The 15,997-nt window shown below is 69.2% G+C and carries 15 protein-coding genes and 1 tRNA gene; 11 read left to right on the forward strand and 5 right to left on the reverse strand.

What is annotated here, in order from left to right; genetic code table 11:
* Positions 1-49 precede the first annotated feature (49 nt).
* On the reverse strand, positions 50-691 hold the full coding sequence (locus UO65_RS23340; RefSeq protein ID WP_152551945.1) for a DUF6461 domain-containing protein: 642 nt from the start codon (positions 689-691) through the stop codon (positions 50-52).
* A 1,111-nt stretch (positions 692-1,802) separates the two neighbouring features.
* Between UO65_RS23340 and UO65_RS36110 the strand changes: the two genes are divergently transcribed.
* The gene (locus tag UO65_RS36110; protein ID WP_152552230.1) at positions 1,803-2,471 is read left to right on the forward strand and encodes a hypothetical protein; all 669 of its coding nucleotides are present in this window, start codon (positions 1,803-1,805) and stop codon (positions 2,469-2,471) included.
* A gap of 251 nt (positions 2,472-2,722) precedes the next feature.
* Here UO65_RS36110 and UO65_RS23345 read toward each other — a convergent pair.
* A tRNA-Leu gene (locus tag UO65_RS23345) sits at positions 2,723-2,799 on the reverse strand.
* A 151-nt stretch (positions 2,800-2,950) separates the two neighbouring features.
* Here UO65_RS23345 and UO65_RS23350 point away from each other — a divergent pair.
* On the forward strand, positions 2,951-3,556 hold the full coding sequence (locus tag UO65_RS23350; protein ID WP_035286327.1) for an ANTAR domain-containing response regulator: 606 nt from the start codon (positions 2,951-2,953) through the stop codon (positions 3,554-3,556).
* A gap of 58 nt (positions 3,557-3,614) precedes the next feature.
* Here the strand turns inward: UO65_RS23350 and UO65_RS23355 are convergent, their stop codons facing one another.
* On the reverse strand, positions 3,615-3,809 hold the full coding sequence (locus UO65_RS23355) for a hypothetical protein (protein WP_035286329.1): 195 nt from the start codon (positions 3,807-3,809) through the stop codon (positions 3,615-3,617).
* The gene (locus tag UO65_RS23360) at positions 3,782-5,431 is read right to left on the reverse strand and encodes a hypothetical protein (protein ID WP_152552231.1); all 1,650 of its coding nucleotides are present in this window, start codon (positions 5,429-5,431) and stop codon (positions 3,782-3,784) included. Before UO65_RS23360 ends, UO65_RS23355 begins: the two co-directional genes overlap by 28 nt.
* Before the next feature lie 253 nt (positions 5,432-5,684).
* Here UO65_RS23360 and UO65_RS23365 point away from each other — a divergent pair, with 253 nt between their 5' ends.
* From UO65_RS23365 to UO65_RS23390, 6 genes are all read left to right on the forward strand, one after another.
* Complete coding sequence (locus UO65_RS23365) at positions 5,685-6,908, forward strand: branched-chain amino acid ABC transporter substrate-binding protein (protein ID WP_035286333.1); 1,224 nt, start codon at positions 5,685-5,687, stop codon at positions 6,906-6,908.
* Positions 6,909-6,995: 87 nt separating this feature from the next.
* Positions 6,996-7,940 (forward strand): branched-chain amino acid ABC transporter permease, encoded by a 945-nt coding sequence (locus UO65_RS23370; protein ID WP_035286335.1) that lies wholly within the window; start codon positions 6,996-6,998, stop codon positions 7,938-7,940.
* Positions 7,937-9,712 carry a branched-chain amino acid ABC transporter permease gene (locus tag UO65_RS23375; protein WP_052021664.1) on the forward strand — a complete coding sequence of 592 codons (1,776 nt, stop codon included), beginning with the start codon at positions 7,937-7,939 and terminating at the stop codon, positions 9,710-9,712. The genes UO65_RS23370 and UO65_RS23375 overlap by 4 nt, the downstream gene beginning before the upstream one ends.
* The gene (locus tag UO65_RS23380; protein ID WP_233427814.1) at positions 9,709-10,563 is read left to right on the forward strand and encodes an ABC transporter ATP-binding protein; all 855 of its coding nucleotides are present in this window, start codon (positions 9,709-9,711) and stop codon (positions 10,561-10,563) included. The genes UO65_RS23375 and UO65_RS23380 overlap by 4 nt, the downstream gene beginning before the upstream one ends.
* Positions 10,560-11,276, forward strand: a complete 717-nt coding sequence (locus UO65_RS23385; RefSeq protein WP_035286337.1) for an ABC transporter ATP-binding protein — start codon at positions 10,560-10,562, stop codon at positions 11,274-11,276. Before UO65_RS23380 ends, UO65_RS23385 begins: the two co-directional genes overlap by 4 nt.
* 191 nt (positions 11,277-11,467) lie before the next feature.
* The gene (locus tag UO65_RS23390) at positions 11,468-11,743 is read left to right on the forward strand and encodes a YggT family protein (RefSeq protein WP_035286339.1); all 276 of its coding nucleotides are present in this window, start codon (positions 11,468-11,470) and stop codon (positions 11,741-11,743) included.
* Positions 11,744-11,788: 45 nt separating this feature from the next.
* On the opposite strand, the gene UO65_RS23395 is transcribed toward UO65_RS23390, so the two are convergent.
* Positions 11,789-12,223 (reverse strand): hotdog fold thioesterase, encoded by a 435-nt coding sequence (locus UO65_RS23395; protein WP_035286341.1) that lies wholly within the window; start codon positions 12,221-12,223, stop codon positions 11,789-11,791.
* Positions 12,224-12,375: 152 nt separating this feature from the next.
* Here UO65_RS23395 and polA point away from each other — a divergent pair, with 152 nt between their 5' ends.
* Genes polA through UO65_RS23410 form a run of 3 tightly spaced genes read left to right on the forward strand, consistent with a single transcriptional unit; the run spans position 12,376 to position 15,976 of the window.
* Positions 12,376-15,030 (forward strand): DNA polymerase I, encoded by a 2,655-nt coding sequence (polA, locus tag UO65_RS23400; RefSeq protein WP_233427816.1) that lies wholly within the window; start codon positions 12,376-12,378, stop codon positions 15,028-15,030.
* Between the two features lie 54 nt (positions 15,031-15,084).
* Positions 15,085-15,519 carry a helix-turn-helix domain-containing protein gene (locus UO65_RS23405; protein WP_035286345.1) on the forward strand — a complete coding sequence of 145 codons (435 nt, stop codon included), beginning with the start codon at positions 15,085-15,087 and terminating at the stop codon, positions 15,517-15,519.
* A 34-nt stretch (positions 15,520-15,553) separates the two neighbouring features.
* A complete protein-coding gene (locus UO65_RS23410) occupies positions 15,554-15,976 on the forward strand; it encodes a VOC family protein (RefSeq protein WP_035286347.1) in 423 nt (140 codons plus the stop codon).
* The last annotated feature ends 21 nt before the right edge of the window (positions 15,977-15,997 follow it).

Consider the following 15,997-nt stretch of genomic DNA (forward strand, 5'->3'; position numbering starts at 1 on the left):
CCTGCGACGCCCGCGCCGAGCGCGGCGGTGAACTGCCTCCGGTTGGTGGTCATGGCTTTCCTGCACGGTCGTGCGGTCCAGGGGCGAACGTGTAGGGGTGGTTGCGGCTGGCAGTGGGCAGCGGGCCGGTGAACGCCTCGGCGTCCAACGCGATCCCGAGCTGCGCCGCCACCGCCGCCGCAGCCCGGCTGAACGCCTTGCCGTACGGCAGCGGTGCGGCGAAGTCGAGCACGCCCGCGGCGTCGAGCGCGGGGTCGAGGTGGTGCGGGTCGGTCCCTTCCCGTGTGTCGTGGCCCTCCCCGAGGGTGGTCGTGACAAGAGCACCACCGGGGCCGGTCAACTTCAGCACGGGTGGTGTGGTCTCGAAGAAGAACATCGTCACGACATCGTGCTCGCGGGCCAGGTCGAGCTCGATCTGGTCGAGGTAGCCCTTGGCCTGCGAGACCTCAGCGGCCATCGTCCACCCACCCAGCTCGGCGACGCGAACCCAGAACGGCGGGACGTGCAGGCCGGGGAGACCGTGCTCGCGCAGCGCCTGCCGCAGGGTCCAGTCGACGGCCGTCGCCGGGTCGAGGTCGAAAGCGCGCAGCACGCGTTCACGGCTCGCCCCCTTGGCGAAGGTCAAGCACCCCCCGAAATCGAGCAGTGGTCCCAGCCAGTTCCAGTCAGCAAGCGCCTGCGCCCCGGTCATCGCGACTCCCTCGTCGTCGTGGTCAGCCCACCTCGACCCAGCAGGGGTCGAAGTCGATCAAGCGGTTCGATCGGACCAGGTTGCCCAAGCTGCCGCCCACGCTGGAGTTCAGCTTGAATGGGGTGTGGCCGCACATACGGCTCATCGCCCCAGTTGTTCTCGGGGGTGGTCGCCGGCCAGTCGTAGGCCTCGTCGGTCCCGGTCGTGCGGACGTGGCGGGACCCCGCGCGCGTCGGACCTACCTGCCGCGGCGACGCGTGGTGTGCGATTGCGGGCGCCGTCCGCAAACAGGACAACCTGCTGCGCCAAACGGAGAACGCCGACCCCGATGACCCCTTCACCCAGGGGTTGCGGCAGCGCTACAACGACCTGAAGAACGAACGCCGCGCGGTGAACACCACCCTGGAACAACTGGAGAGAGGCGCCCGCACGCGATCACCCGACAATGGAGCAAGCCAACCTGCTCGACGCCCTGCCCCACCTGGCGACCAACCTGCGACACGCGCCCCCGGAACTGCTCCAGCGACTGCTGGACCTGACTCAATTCACCATCCAGGTGCACTACCGGGACAACCAGGCCACCACATCGCCGAACAGACGATTGACCACGACCCGGATTGTCAGGTATCCGCAGGTCAGGAACTGTGTGCATCCTGCGAGTGCCCCCGGTGCGACTCGAACGCACACTAAACGGATTTTGAGTCGGCAACTCAGCCAGGCGCAAGCTGAGCGTGCGTGGTCGGAGGAGACTCAGCGTCATGAGCCTGGCTTGGTGTGGCCAGGAAGGAAGTGGGTTCGCACCCAAGCTCGCACCCAGGGTGGGTGCACGAAGTTCTCGCAACCACCGCAGGAAGCGGGCAGGGAGCGCATCAAGGAGTCGCCTTAACCTGTTGCTACTCCTCGACTGGTGGAAGTTGTTTCCAGTCGACACTGACCTATACACCAGACTTGCCGACGTACGGCATACCGACCGATCTTCGAGAGGCCGCCCATGCGTAGTAGCATACTATCCTTGACCTACAGGGATGCGATTGTCGACACATACGGCGCCGTGATACGCAATAATGCTCATGTGCGTACTGGCTGATGCAGACTGTGATGGGAGTATGCGGTGAACTTTGACGATGCGATCAGACGTGCTGAGGAACGTCGAAATGCTGCGGATAACCGGCGTAAAAAAATTCGGGTCCAGCAAAAAGTTTTGAACAATGAACGAAAAAAAGTCGAACGTAGAGTAATCGAAATTGGCACTGCTGCTGTTGCTGCTTTGACGGAAGCGGGAGTGCAGGGCTTGCCATTAATTGAGGTACAGCACGTGCGTACGGTCGTCGATAAAATTCGCGGTCGTTATCGTTCGATAGGAACGCAAGTAGGGTCAATTTGGGTGCTGCCTGTTCAAATCCCAGTGGAAGTCCAGCATAACGATAGTGAGTCACGTTACTGGACGACCGGCAATCTAGTCATCCATGAAGATGGCACCGTGACCAATGAGTGGAATCCTGGCATGGAGGTTGGTGCTGTTCACGTAACACTCCAAAACGGAGCTAGAATTTTCCTGCACTCAAGCGAAAAGGAATTTGCTGTCCCCGGTTATCGGCACGGAAACACGCGCACCCCTTGGTCGCCACGCGGTGGGCAATTAGCCTTTCGCACGGATGGTGAGCCGCTATGTATAGCAGGAGATGCTATCGTCGACAAAAATGTTGCTAGACTTGCAACAACGCTTGAAGACGCTGTCGCCGAAGGGGTTTTGGCATTAATTTCGGATACTGACTCTTGATCCATCAATGCAAGTCAATGTGTAATTAAAGGAGTTTGATCGATCTATTAAGTATCAAGCTGCGCGTCGTGGCGAAGTTCGCAATAGTGAAATCTAAAAGCTAGCAAAGGAAGTGACAAGGTATATCCCGCGGTGCCCAATTTCGCTGCGCTTGCGGCCCGCCTTAGGGCATGCTGCACTTCACTTCAGGTTACCCGCACCCGTTGATCAACTAGTGATCAACATATTTGGTTGTGACCGCTGGTCAGCGGTGGTGCCCCCGGTGCGACTCGAACGCACACTGGACGGATTTTGAGTCCGCTGCCTCTGCCGATTGGGCTACGGGGGCGTCGGACGAGCACTGTACGCGATCACCTGGTGGGTCGGTGCGGGAGGGGCGGGGTGTCAGCGCGATCACGTCTCGTGGACGACGGGTTGGGGGTGGGCGGCGGTAAGCTTCGGGCTCCGATTCACCGCCACTAGCCCACAGGAGGACCCCGGTGACCGACCTGGCTGCCGAGGCCCAACCGGCCCCGACCCCCCGCCGTGTGCTCGTCGCCGAGGATGAGGCGTTGATCCGCCTCGACCTGGTCGAGATGTTGCGGGAAGAGGGGTATGAGGTGGCCGGGGAGGCCGGGGACGGGGAAGAGGCTGTTCGGTTGGCCGGGGAGTTGCGGCCTGACCTGGTGATCCTTGATGTGAAGATGCCGAAGATGGATGGCATTGACGCGGCGACGTCCATTGCTCGGGAGCGGATTGCGCCGGTGGTGATGTTGACCGCCTTCAGTCAGCGGGAGTTGGTGGAGCGGGCTCGGGACGCGGGGGCGATGGCGTACCTGGTCAAGCCTTTCGCCAAGCATGACCTGGTGCCCGCGATCGAGTTGGCGATGAGTCGGTTCTCCGAGTTGCAGGCCCTTGAGCACGAGGTGGCGGGGCTGACCGAGCGGTTGGAGACGCGGAAGGTGATCGAGCGGGCCAAGGGGCTGCTGATGACCAAGCAGGGGCTTTCCGAGCCGGAGGCCTTCCGGTGGATTCAGCGCACCGCCATGGACCGGCGGACGACCATGAAGGCCGTGGCTGAGGCCGTGGTGGAGAACATCACCTGATCGGGTGGCACACAGCGGGCCGCTCCGGTACTGGGGCGGCCCGCGGCTCGTTCCGGGGTCAGGGGAGCAGGTCGAAGTGGCGGAGGGTGGACGTGGTCGTTCCGTCCACACCTGACAGTCTCAGTTCGACGGAGTGCCTGCCGGGGGTGAGGGCGGCCAGGGCTGTCGGGATGGCGTAGGTGCCGCCGGTGCCGGGACCGTCCGCCGTGGTCGGGATCGCCGCTGTCAGCCTGCCGTCGAGGAACAGTTCCACGCCCGCCGTGGCGCCGGTGTCCCATTGGGTGGGGGACGCGTCGACGTGGGCGGTGGAGAGTCTGCCTCGGGGGACTTGGGGGTCGCGCCTGGCAGGTCCCGGCCTGCCGCGTTGCCCAGGGTCAGGGTGGTGCGGGGGAGGGCGGGGATGGTGGGGCGTCGGGTGCTGGTCCGTGGGGGTGCTGCCCAGCCGGGTGGGGCTTGGTCCAGTTCCAGGTACATCTCCTGGACCAGGGTTTGCCCGGTGGCGCCGGGGGCGCGGACGACCAGGGGGGACAGGGTCGGGGCGCCGTTGTCGCCCAGGAGGGTGGTGGGGAGGTCGGCGGTGACCGTGATCGAGGAGCCGGGGGTGAACGGGCCGGGGATCGTGGGTGTCGCGGGCAGGTCCGCTTGCCCGAGTTGGATGGTGATCGCGCCCGGGTCGAGCCCGGTGTCGGCGGTGAGGGTCGCGACGACGCGGGCCGTGGTGGCCCGGGTCAGCGGGGTGCGGGAGATGCCGCTGCCCGGTGCCTGCTCCGCCGGGCCCAGGACCCGCCGGGTGGCGGGGACGACCTGGACCTCGTCCGAGGTGGGGACCGGGGTCGCGGGGCCGGTGTGGCCGATGGCGGTGACGTGGACCCGGCTGCGCCTGCCGTCCGGTCCGCGCACCCCCACCAGCGGGTACGCCCGCGTCCACGGGACCGGGGTCGACGACGTGGCGACCGTGAGGCCGTCCTGCGCGACCTCCACCCCCTGTGGGGACAGCCGGACCTCGAACCGGTGGGCGACCCCCGCCCCCCGGCGCGGTGCGCGCCGGGCCGGAGGTGCCGTGCCGATGCGGACACCCGCGTCGTCGGCAACCACCCGCAGGACCGGCGGGGGGACCGAGGCGGGGTCGCGGGTGCCGATGCGGTCCGCGCGGCCGGGGGCCAGGTCGATGGTCAGGATGCCGCCGGGGCCCGCGGCGTCGGTCAACACCGTGAAGCGGCCGGTGCCGCCGTCGAGGGTCATCGGCGCCCGGGTGCTGAGCACGGCCTCGTCTGCGCCGCAGCCCACGTCGACCGGCAGGCCGCGCTCCCCGGGCGCCCGGGTGCCGACGTCCACGCAGCCGGGGTGGCCCGACAGGTGCCAGCCGGCCCGGGTGCCGTCGGGGAATTCCTCCAGGGCGCCGGTCAGGCCGTCCCGCCAGGACTCGTGCACCACGCCGGGCAGGCCGATCGGGTCCGACCGCCTGCCGAAGGCGTCGACGCTGCGGACCGAGGCCGGCATCGCCACCCCGTCGGGCAGGCCGTCGAACTCGGTGACCGGGGCCGCGGTGAGCCGGGTCCGCTCACCCAGGCGCACCTCGTAGCCCACGGCCCCGCGCGGCGCGGGGCCGCCGGGGAGGCCGTCGGCCCAGGCCAGGCGCAGGCGGCCCGCGGCGGGGGTGGCGGTCAGGTCGCGCGGCGGATCGGGGCGGGCACCGGGTTCCGGCAATACCACGAAATCGGTGTGGTACCGCTGAACCCGGTGGCGTTCTGCCCGATCGGGTGGAATGTGCTGCCCGCTTTCCCCGTCGACGCGCAGCACCAGAACAGCCCCGGCGGGCAGGCCCGCGCCCACCACCGCGGCGAGCACCCGGTTGCGCCTGCGCCCGGTTCCCACGCTGGAGCCCAGGTCACGCCGTGTGAAGGCGCCGCTGCGCGCAGGTACCCCAACCCGGTGTGAATTCGAAATTTCGTCCGTCAGGCGAACAACTGCCCCCGCTTTTCGTTGCAGTCTGATCACGAGGTCGTGGGGTGCGTGACTACCCCCGCCCGGGGTCATTACCTTCCGGCGCAGCCCTCCAACAGGTATGGGCCGCGCCCGGCGGCGGTTCGCGTGTACTCGCCGGGCGATTTCGGAGAAGGGACGTCACGTGCGTAACCAGACGGTGAAGGCCACGGTGCTGGTCGCGGGCGCGCTGCTGCTCGCGGCCTGTGGCACGAACAAGACCGAGTCCGGCGGTGGCACCTCGGGTGCGGGCTGCGACACGAGCAAGGGCACGCTGGTCGTCGGCGTCATCGCACCGCTGAGCGGTGAGCTCTCCGCACTGGGCCTCGGCATCCAGAACTCCGCCGACCTCGCGGTCAAGGAGGCGAACGAGAAGTGCACCGTCAAGGGCTACAAGCTCGCCCTCGACCCGCAGGACGACCAGAAGAACCCGCAGCAGGGCGCGCAGGCGGCCACCAAGCTGTCGCAGGACCCCAACCTGGTCGGCGTCGTCGGCACGCTGAACTCGTCGGTGGCCCAGTCGGTGCAGCCGATCCTGGCGCAGAAGAACATCGTGCAGGTCTCGCCCGCGAACACCAGCGACGCGCTGTCCAAGGGTGAGAACGCGGCCGCTCCCACGCGCCAGTTCCCGACCTACTTCCGCACCTGCACCGTCGACTCGCTGCAGGGCCCGTTCGCGGCCAAGTTCCTGGTCGAGAAGCAGGGCAAGAAGAAGATCGCCATCGTCACCGACGGCCTGACCTACGGCGAGGGCCTCGCGGCCGCGTTCGCCACCAAGGCCGAGTCCCTCGGCGCGCAGGTCGTGACCCGGCAGAAGATCGGCGAGAAGGACACCGACTTCTCCGGCGTCATCGCCGCGATCAAGCCGAGCGCCCCGGACGCGCTGTACTTCGGCGGCCAGTACCCGCAGGCCGGTCCGCTGTCCAAGCAGCTCAAGGACGCCGGGCTGAACATCCCGGTCATGGGTGGCGACGGCATCTACGACGACAAGTTCATCAGCCTCGGCGGCAAGGACGGCGACTACGCCACCTCCGTCGGCGCGCCGACCGAGTCGCTCGACAGCGCCAAGGCGTTCGTCGACGCCTACAACAAGGCCGGCTACCAGGACAAGTTCGCCGCCTACGGCGCGTTCTCCTACGACGCGGCCAACGCCATCATCAACTCCCTGGCCACCACCCTCAACGGCGGCGACTGGTCCGAGGCCAAGCGCGCCGACCTGCTCGCCTCGGTGGGCAAGTACAGCGGCCAGGGCGCGACCGGCACCATCTCGTTCGACGAGTTCGGCGACAGCAACAACAAGGTCCTGACCGTCTACAGCGTCAACGGTGGCAAGTGGTCCCCCGCGGAGACCGGCACCTACAGCGGCTGACCTGACAGCACAGCCGGTTCCCCGGGACCGGACGAAACACGGTGGGGGTGGGCGCGCAGCCCACCCCCACCGCGTACGGAGGTAGATGTGACGACGCTGTTGCAACAACTCGCAAACGGCATCGCTTTGGGAGCCACGATCGGGCTGATCGCCCTGGGCTACACGATGGTGTACGGCATCATCCAACTCATCAACTTCGCCCACGGCGAGGTCTTCATGGTCGGCGCCTTCGGCGGTCTGGCCGTCCACCGCTGGGTGCTCCCGGAGAGCTTCCGCGAGAACTGGTACGTGTCCCTGCCGCTCATGCTGCTCGGCGGCATGGCCGTGGCGGTGGCGATCGCGCTGATCATGGAGCGCTTCGCCTACCGGCCGCTGCGCAACGCGCCCCGGCTGGCCCCGCTGATCACGGCGCTGGGCGTGTCCATCGTGCTGCAGGAGGCCATCCGGATCTGGTTCCCCAACGCCGACTCGGCGCAGCCTTTCCCGAAGGCGTTCGTGGACAGCCAGATCACGATCATCGGTCTCGGCCCCGACGGGCCCGAGGGCGACGTGAGCATCCGTGCTTCGCAGCTACTGCTCGTCGTCGTGTCGATCATCCTGTCCGTGCTGCTGCAGAGCTACATCAACCGGTCGAAGATGGGCCGGGCGATGCGGGCGACCGCGCAGGACCCGGACACCGCCCGGCTGATGGGTGTCAACCCCGACCGGGTGATCGTCTTGACGTTCGTCCTCGGTGCGGCGCTCGCGGGTGTGGCGGGCGTGCTCTACGGCGTCGACATCACCAACGTCGACAACGCGATCGGCTTCCAGAACGGCATCTTCGCGTTCACCGCGGCCGTCCTCGGCGGCATCGGCAGCCTGCGCGGTGCGGTCATCGGCGCGTTCATCATCGGTTTGATCAAGACATTGGGTGGCCAGTACATGTGGGGCGGCACCCAGTACGACTACGTGTGGATCTTCGTCGTGCTGATCCTGGTCCTGGTGTTCCGACCGCAGGGCCTGTTCGGCGAGGCCGAAAGGGTGCGAGCATGACGATCCTCAACCGGTTCTCCGGATCGGGTGCGCTGGGCAGGCACCTCAAGCCCGCCCACGCCAAGCCGCTGACCGCGGCGGGCGGTGTGCTGGCCGTGGTCGCGGCGCTGCTGCCCTGGGTGACGTTCCTCCTCGGTGACGGCGCCTACCCCGCCAAGGCCACGCTCCAGTTCTTCGACGCGCCGTTCGCCGTCGAGGGCTACCGGCTGCACGTGCTGCTGCTGGGCCTGGCCGCCCTGGTCGTCACCTTCGTGGCCAAGACCCCCGGCCGCGGGCGGGTGCTGCGCGCCCTGGGCTGGGGCGTCTTCGCCATCTCGCTGATCAGCGCCGTGTTCATCACCGGCCGCGGCGGTGGCCTCGGGGCCATCACCGCCGCCGACGGCGTCACCGCGTTCGGCTCCATCGTCGGCGTCGTCGCCGGTCTGCTGATCGTGCTCGGCGCCAAGGCGGGCCACCTCGACGACATCCCCGAGTGGTCGACCGACCTGCCCAGGTGGGCGGCGTACCTGGCGCTGGTCGTCGCGTTCGTCGGCGTGCTGTACCTGGTGGCCTCGATGCTCACCGCGGGCGGCACCGGCGGCGCGTCCAACCCCTACGCCGGTCCGATCTTCCTGGCCTTCCTCGGCATGGCGGGCGGCCTGCTCGGCGCGCTCAACGGCCTGGGCGTGGTCCGCTGGATCTCGGCGCTGTCGGAGAAGCACCGCGCGTTCTCCATCGTGGTCCTGCTGGTGTGCGCCCTGGCGCTGCCGCTGACCAGCGCGGGCAACGAGTACTGGATGACGGTGGCGACCACCATCGGCGTCTACGCGGCCACCGCGATCGGCCTCAACATCGTCGTCGGCCTGGCCGGGCTGCTCGACCTCGGCTACGTCGCGTTCATGGGCATCGGCGCGTTCGTCGCGGCGAACCTGTCCGGCGCCGCCGCGGCCAAGGTGGGCATCGACCTGCCGTTCCCGCTGGCGGCGCTGCTCGCGGCGGCCATCGCGGGCGTCATCGGCGCCATCGTCGGCTCACCGACGCTGCGGGTGCGCGGGGACTACCTGGCGATCGTGACGCTGGCCTTCGGCGAGATCTTCACCAAGTCCGCGCAGAACAACATCGGCGGCCTGACCGGCGGCTCGAACGCCATCCCGGGCATCCCGAACGTGGAGGTCGCGGGCACCGCGTTCAACGAGCCGATCACCGTGCTCGGCGCCGACCTGCCCGGCGGCGTGCTGTACTACTTCATGATCGTGCTGGTCGTCGGCGCCATCATGGCCGTGTTCGCCAACCTGAAGAACAGCCGCATCGGCCGGGCCTGGATCGCCATCCGCGAGGACGAGGACGCCGCGCGGGCCATGGGCATCAAGACCGGCAAGGCCAAGATCCTCGCCTTCCTCGCGGGCGCCACCCTGGCCGGTCTGGCGGGCGCGATCTTCGCCCACAAGCTGAGCACCTCCTCCTACGAGAGCTTCAAGTTCCTGGAGTCGGTGACCCTGCTCGCGGCGGTCATCCTCGGTGGCATGGGCACGATCCCCGGCGCGGTGCTCGGCGCCTCGCTGCTGTTCGTGCTGCCGGAGAAGCTGCGCGAGTTCGACGAGTACCGGCTGCTGGTCTTCGGCCTCGCGCTCATCCTGATCATGCGGTTCCGACCGCAGGGGTTGATGCCCGACCGGGTGCGCAGAGCCGAGCTCGCGGGTGAGACAGCGGGCGGAAAATCGATCGAGGAAGAGGAAGAACTCGTGGTCGAGCACGAACACGAGGCGCCGGGACCGAAGGGGGGCAAGGCGTGAGCATCACCGACAACATGGCCGCCGCCCCCGCCCCGCCGGTCTTGCAGGCCCAGGGCGTCACCATGGTCTTCGGCGGCCTGACCGCGCTCAACAACGTCTCGCTGTCGCTGGGCAAGGGCGAGATCGTCGGCCTGATCGGGCCCAACGGCGCGGGCAAGACGACCTTCTTCAACTGCCTCACCGGGCTCTACCTGCCCAGCCGGGGCCGGGTGCTGCTCGACGGCAGCCAGCTCGCGGCCGACCCGTCGAAGGTGACGATCGCCGGGGTGGCCCGCACGTTCCAGAACATCCGCCTGTTCCCGAACATGACGGTGCTGGAGAACGTCATGGTCGGGCGGCACAGCCGGATGCGGCAGGACCCGATCTCCACCCTGCTACGGCTGCCCGCGTTCCACCGCGGCGAGCGGGCAGCGCGGGAGCGCTCGCGCGAACTGCTGGAGTTCGTCGGGCTCACCCGCGCCGAGCACGAGGTCGCCCGCAACCTGCCCTACGGCGACCAGCGCAGGCTCGAGATCGCCCGCGCGCTGGCCACCGACCCGAAGGTGCTGCTGCTCGACGAGCCGACCGCGGGCATGAACCCGCAGGAGACCGAGGCCACCCGGCAGTTGATCTTCGCCATCCGGGACACCGGCGTCTCGGTGGTGGTGATCGAGCACGACATCAAGTTCATCTTCGGCCTGTGCGACAAGGTGTCGGTGCTGGTCCAGGGCGAACTGCTGGTCGAGGGCACGCCGGAGGTCGTCCGGGCCGACCCGAGGGTGGTGGAGGCCTACCTGGGCAAGCCGCCGGAGGAGGTCGAGGCCGACGTCCGCGCCGCCTCGACCGAGCACGACACGAGGGGTGAGGCATGAGTCCGCTGTTGGAGGTCACCGACCTCAGCGTCGCCTACGGCGCCATCGAGGCCGTCCGGGACGTGTCGTTCGTCGTCGAGGCGGGCCAGATCGTCAGCCTCATCGGCGCGAACGGGGCGGGCAAGACCACCACCCTGCGCACCATCTCGGGGCTGCTGCGCCCGCGGGTCGGGTCCATCCGGTTCGACGGCGTCGAGATCGGCGCGCTGGCCGCCCACAACATCCTCAACCTGGGCATCGCGCACTCCCCGGAGGGTCGGCGCACGTTCGGCCGCATGACGGTCGAGGAGAACCTGCTCCTCGGCGCGTACACGCGCGACGACAAGGCCGCGGTCGACAAGGACATGCGCAACGTCTACGAGCTGTTCCCGGTGCTCGGGGAGCGGCGCGACCAGAAGGCCGGGTTGTTCTCCGGCGGTGAGCAGCAGATGCTCGCCATCGGCCGGGCGATGATGTCGCGACCGCGGCTGCTCATGCTCGACGAGCCCTCCATGGGCCTGTCGCCGATCATGACCCAGCGCATCTTCGACACCATCCGCGAGTTGCAGTCGCAGGGCACCACGATCCTGCTGGTGGAGCAGAACGCGCTGGCCGCGCTGGCGCTGTCGGACCGGGGGTACGTGATCGACCTCGGGACGACGACGCTGGAGGGGCCGGGCAAGGTACTGCTGTCGGACCCGCAGGTCCGGGCGGCCTACCTCGGCGAAGACTGACCGGTCACGGCTTGGGGGAGGGGGCTGCGCCTGCGGGCGTGGCCCCCTCTTCCGCTCGGGTGGGCCGGGACCGTTGGTGAGCTTCGTCGAGACCTCGCGGCTGAGGGGCGGCTGAGAGATCGGGCGGGACGACACTTTTCGGGCACCGGGGGCGTTGAGCCGGGTGGACGTTTCCCCCGGGAGGAGTGGTCATGGGCGCGATCGGTGTGGTGGTCGGGTACGTGCTGAGCGCGTTCATCCTGGTGCTGGTGGCTCGGATGGTCCTCGACTGGGCGGGAGTGGTGGGCCGGGGACCGCACTGGGTCGGGCGGGTGCGGCGGACCGCGCACGCGGTGACCGAGCCGGTGATCGCCCCGGTGCGGCGGGTGCTCCCGCCGGTGCGGGCGGGGAGCATCGGGATCGACCTCGCCTTCACCGTGGTCTTCGTGCTCGCCCTGGTCCTGCGGTCTGTGGCCTTCTCCCTCTGACACCAGCGGCGAACCCCGCCCGCGTGACCGCGGTGCCGCCGAAAGCTACTTGGCGCCGGGGGCGCGGTCGACGGCCACGCAGGTGAGGCGGGCGGTGCAGGTGCGCTTCCCGGACTCCTCGGTGATGGCGATCTCGAACGTCGAGGTGCTGCGGCCCAGGTGCAGCGGGGTGCACACCGCCGTCACCACGCCCGCGCGGGCCGCGCGGTGGTGGGTGCAGGACAGCTCCAGGCCGACCACCACCTTGCCCTCGGGGGCGTTGAGCGCCGCGGCGATGGAGCCCACCGTCTCGGCCAGCACCGCGTTCGCCCCGCCGTGCAGCAGGCCGTAGGGCTGCAGGTTGCCCTTGACCGGCATGGTCGCGACCAGGCGGTCGGGGGTCCAGTCGGTGATGTCGATGCCGAGCTTGTCGGCGAGGAGCTGGTCGGCGACCTCGGGGAGGACGCCGGGGAGCTTCGTGGGGTCGGCGCTGCCGCTCACGGTGCCCTCCTGTCGGGTGACGCGAGCCCGGCACTCGCCGGGCTGTCGGTGCTCCACCCTAGACTCGCCGCGTGCCCGCCAAGACTCAGACCCGCGCTCCCGCCACCGCCTCGACCGCCACCCGGCGCCTGCTGCTCATCGATGGGCACTCGATGGCCTACCGGGCCTTCTTCGCCCTGCCCAAGGACAACTTCCAGACCGGCACCGGGCAGCACACGAACGCCGTCTACGGCTTCACCTCGATGCTGATCAACCTGCTGCGCGACGAGGCGCCCACCCACCTGGCGGTGTGCTTCGACGTCTCGCGCAAGACCTTCCGCACCGAGCAGTTCGCCGAGTACAAGGCGAACCGGTCCGCCAGCCCGGACGAGTTCAAGGGCCAGGTCAGCCTGATCGAGGAGGTCCTCGGCGCGCTGAACATCCCCACCCTGGCCAAGGACAACTTCGAGGCCGACGACCTGATCGCCACGCTGACCACCTCGGCCACCGCCGAGGGCATGGACGTCTACATCTGCACCGGCGACCGCGACGCCCTGCAACTGGTCAACGACCACGTGACCGTGCTGTACCCGGTCAAGGGCGTCTCCGAGCTGGCCCGGTACACCCCGGCCGCGGTGCTGGAGAAGTACGGCGTCAGCGCCGCGCAGTACCCCGACTTCGCCGCCCTGCGCGGCGACCCCAGCGACAACCTGCCCAAGATCCCCGGGGTCGGCGAGAAGACGATCACCAAGTGGATGCAGCAGTTCGGCTCCCTCGGCGAGCTGATCGACCGGGTCGACGAGGTCAAGGGCAAGGTCGGCGACGCGCTGCGGGCCAACCTGGCCAACGTGCAGCTCAACCGGCAGCTCACCGAGCTGGTCCGCGACGTCCCGCTGGAGCTGGGCCCGGACGACCTGGCGGTGCGCGACTGGGACCGCGACGCGGTGCACCGGCTGTTCGACGAGCTGGAGTTCCGCGTCCTGCGCGACCGGCTGTTCGCCACCCTGTCCACCGCCGCCCCGGAGGCCGAGGAGGGCTTCGAGGTCACCGGCGGGGCGCTGGAGCCCGGCGCGCTGCCCGGCTGGCTGGCCGAGCACGCCCCGGCGGGCACCCGGATCGGCCTGGCGTTCCGCGAGACCCCCACCGGGCCGTCCGGGCAGGCCGTCGAGCTGCGCTCGGTGGCGCTGGCCACCGCGGCCGGGCAGGGCGTGTACGTCGACGTCAGCACGCTCACCGAGGAGGACGAGACCGCGTTCCGCACCTGGCTCGCCGACCCGGAGACGGTCAAGCTCGGCCACGACGTCAAGCGCTCGCTGCACGCGGTGCGCCACCGCGGCTGGGAGCTGCACGGCCTGGCCACCGACACCGCCCTGGCCGCCTACCTGGCCCGCCCCGGCCAGCGCACCTTCACCCTCGACGACCTGGTGCTGCGCTACCTGCAGCGCGAGCTGCGGGTCGAGGACACCGGCGGCGAGCAGCAGCTCTCCCTGCTCGACGAGGAGGGCGACGACGAGCGCAAGCTGGCCGCGGGGGAGATCCTGCGCGCCCGCGCCATCGCCGAACTCGCCGACGCCCTCGACGTGGCGCTGCGCGACACCGGCCAGGAGGCGCTGCTCACCGACATGGAGCTGCCGCTGCTGCGGGTGCTCGCCGAGCTGGAGAAGGTCGGCATCGCCGTCGACGCCGAGCGGCTCTCGGAGCTGGAGTCGGAGTTCGCCGCGCGCGTCCGCGACGCCGAGCGCGCCGCGTTCGACGTGATCGGCAAGGAGATCAACCTCGGCTCGCCGAAGCAGTTGCAGGTCGTGCTGTTCGACGAGCTGCAGATGCCCAAGACCAAGCGCACCAAGACCGGCTACACCACCGACGCCGAGGCGCTGACGACGCTGCACGAGCAGACCCAGCACCCGTTCCTGGCGCACATGCTCGAACACCGCGACGCCACCCGCCTGCGGGTCACGGTGGAGGGCCTGATCAAGTCCATCTCGGACGACGGCCGCATCCACACCACGTTCAACCAGACCATCGCCGCCACCGGTCGCCTGTCCTCGACCGAGCCGAACCTGCAGAACATCCCCATCCGCACCGAGGCGGGCCGCACCATCCGCGACGCGTTCGTCGTCGGCCCCGGCTTCGACACGCTGCTCACCGCCGACTACAGCCAGATCGAGATGCGGATCATGGCGCACCTGTCGGAGGACGCGGCCCTGATCGAGGCCTTCAACTCCGGTTTCGACTTCCACGCCGCCACCGCCGCCCGCGTGTTCCAGGTGGACCCGAAGGCGGTGACCGGCGAGCAGCGCGCCAAGATCAAGGCGATGAACTACGGCCTGGCCTACGGCCTGTCCGCCTACGGCCTGTCCCAGCAACTGCGCATCTCCACCGAGGAGGCGCGCGGCCTGATGGAGGACTACTTCCAGGGCTTCGGCGGCGTCCGCGACTACCTGAACCAGGTCGTCGAGCGCGCCCGCAAGGAGGGCTACACCGCCACCCTGTTCGGCCGTCGCCGCCTGCTGCCCGACCTCACCAGCGACAACCGCCAGCGCCGCGAGATGGCCGAGCGGATGGCCCTCAACGCCCCCATCCAGGGCAGCGCGGCCGACATCATCAAGGTCGCCATGCTCAACGTGCAGCGCCGGTTGAAGGAGGACGGGCTGGCGAGCAAGGTCCTGCTCCAGGTCCACGACGAACTGGTCCTCGACGTCGCCGGGGGCGAGCGGGACGCGGTGGAGGTCCTGGTGCGCGAGCAGATGGCGGGCGCCTTCGCCCTGCGCGTGCCGCTGGACGTGTCGGTGGGCTTCGGCCGCACCTGGAACCAGGCGGCCCACTAGGACGCAAGCGGGGAGGGCGAGGCATTCGCCCTCCCCCCTCGGACAGGGAGCCCCATGCCCACGCCCGCCACCGCGGTCCTGGTCCACCTGCGACGGGCCAGGGACCTCATGGACTCCCGCTACGCCGAGCCGCTGGACCTCACCGCCCTGGCGGCGGAAGCGGGTTTCTCCCGGTACCACTTCGCCCGCGAGTTCAAGGCCGCCTACGGCGAACCGCCGGGCACCTACCTCTCCCGCCGCCGGGTGGAGCGGGCGAAGGACCTGCTGGGCGCGGCGAACCTCACCGTCACCGAGATCTGCGCCCTCGTCGGCTTCTCCAGCCTCGGTTCGTTCTCCGCCCGGTTCACCGAACTGGTCGGCTGCCCGCCCACCGAGTACCGCAGGCGGGTCGTGGCCGAGGGCGGTCCGCCCATGGTCCCCGGCTGCTTCGTGATGGCCTGGTCGCGCCCAGCAATCCAGGAGAAGCCGAACCCGCCCCGCACCCCATAGCGTTCTCCTCGAACCCGATCCGAGGAGGAACACCATGGCCGTCAAGCTCTCGCACACCACCGTCTGGGTACTGGACCAGGACGCCGCGAAGGCCTTCTACACGGAAAAGCTCGGTTTCGAGGTCCGCTCCGACATCCGCCTCGGCGGCGAGGACGACACCTCGGGCGTGCGCTGGCTCACCGTCGGCCCGGTCGGGCAGCCGGACGCGGAGCTGATCCTGGCCGACACCGGCATGGGCCACGACCCGGAGACCGCCGAGCAGGTCCGGGCGCTGGTCGCCAAGGGCGCGCTGGGCCCCGGTGCCATGTGGACCGACGACTGCCACAAGACCCACCGGGAGTGGTCCGAGCGCGGGGTGGTGTTCATGTCCGAGCCGACCGAGCGCCCCTACGGCATCGAGGCCCCGTTCCGCGACGACTCGGGCAACTGGTTCAGCCTCACCCAGCGCACCCGGTAGGTCCACCGACAGGTGAAATAA

The organism is Actinokineospora spheciospongiae, from assembly GCF_000564855.1.
GTDB classification, from domain to species: domain Bacteria; phylum Actinomycetota; class Actinomycetes; order Mycobacteriales; family Pseudonocardiaceae; genus Actinokineospora; species Actinokineospora spheciospongiae.

Coding starts and splice junctions, on each gene's coding strand:
- UO65_RS23340 (WP_152551945.1), bottom strand. CDS start 691: ATGACCGGGGCGCAGGCGCTTGCTGACTGGAACTGGCTGGGACCACTG.
- UO65_RS23375 (WP_052021664.1), top strand. CDS start 7,937: ATGACGATCCTCAACCGGTTCTCCGGATCGGGTGCGCTGGGCAGGCAC.
- UO65_RS23385 (WP_035286337.1), top strand. CDS start 10,560: ATGAGTCCGCTGTTGGAGGTCACCGACCTCAGCGTCGCCTACGGCGCC.
- UO65_RS23390 (WP_035286339.1), top strand. CDS start 11,468: ATGGGCGCGATCGGTGTGGTGGTCGGGTACGTGCTGAGCGCGTTCATC.
- polA (WP_233427816.1), top strand. CDS start 12,376: ATGGCCTACCGGGCCTTCTTCGCCCTGCCCAAGGACAACTTCCAGACC.
- UO65_RS23405 (WP_035286345.1), top strand. CDS start 15,085: ATGCCCACGCCCGCCACCGCGGTCCTGGTCCACCTGCGACGGGCCAGG.
- UO65_RS23410 (WP_035286347.1), top strand. CDS start 15,554: ATGGCCGTCAAGCTCTCGCACACCACCGTCTGGGTACTGGACCAGGAC.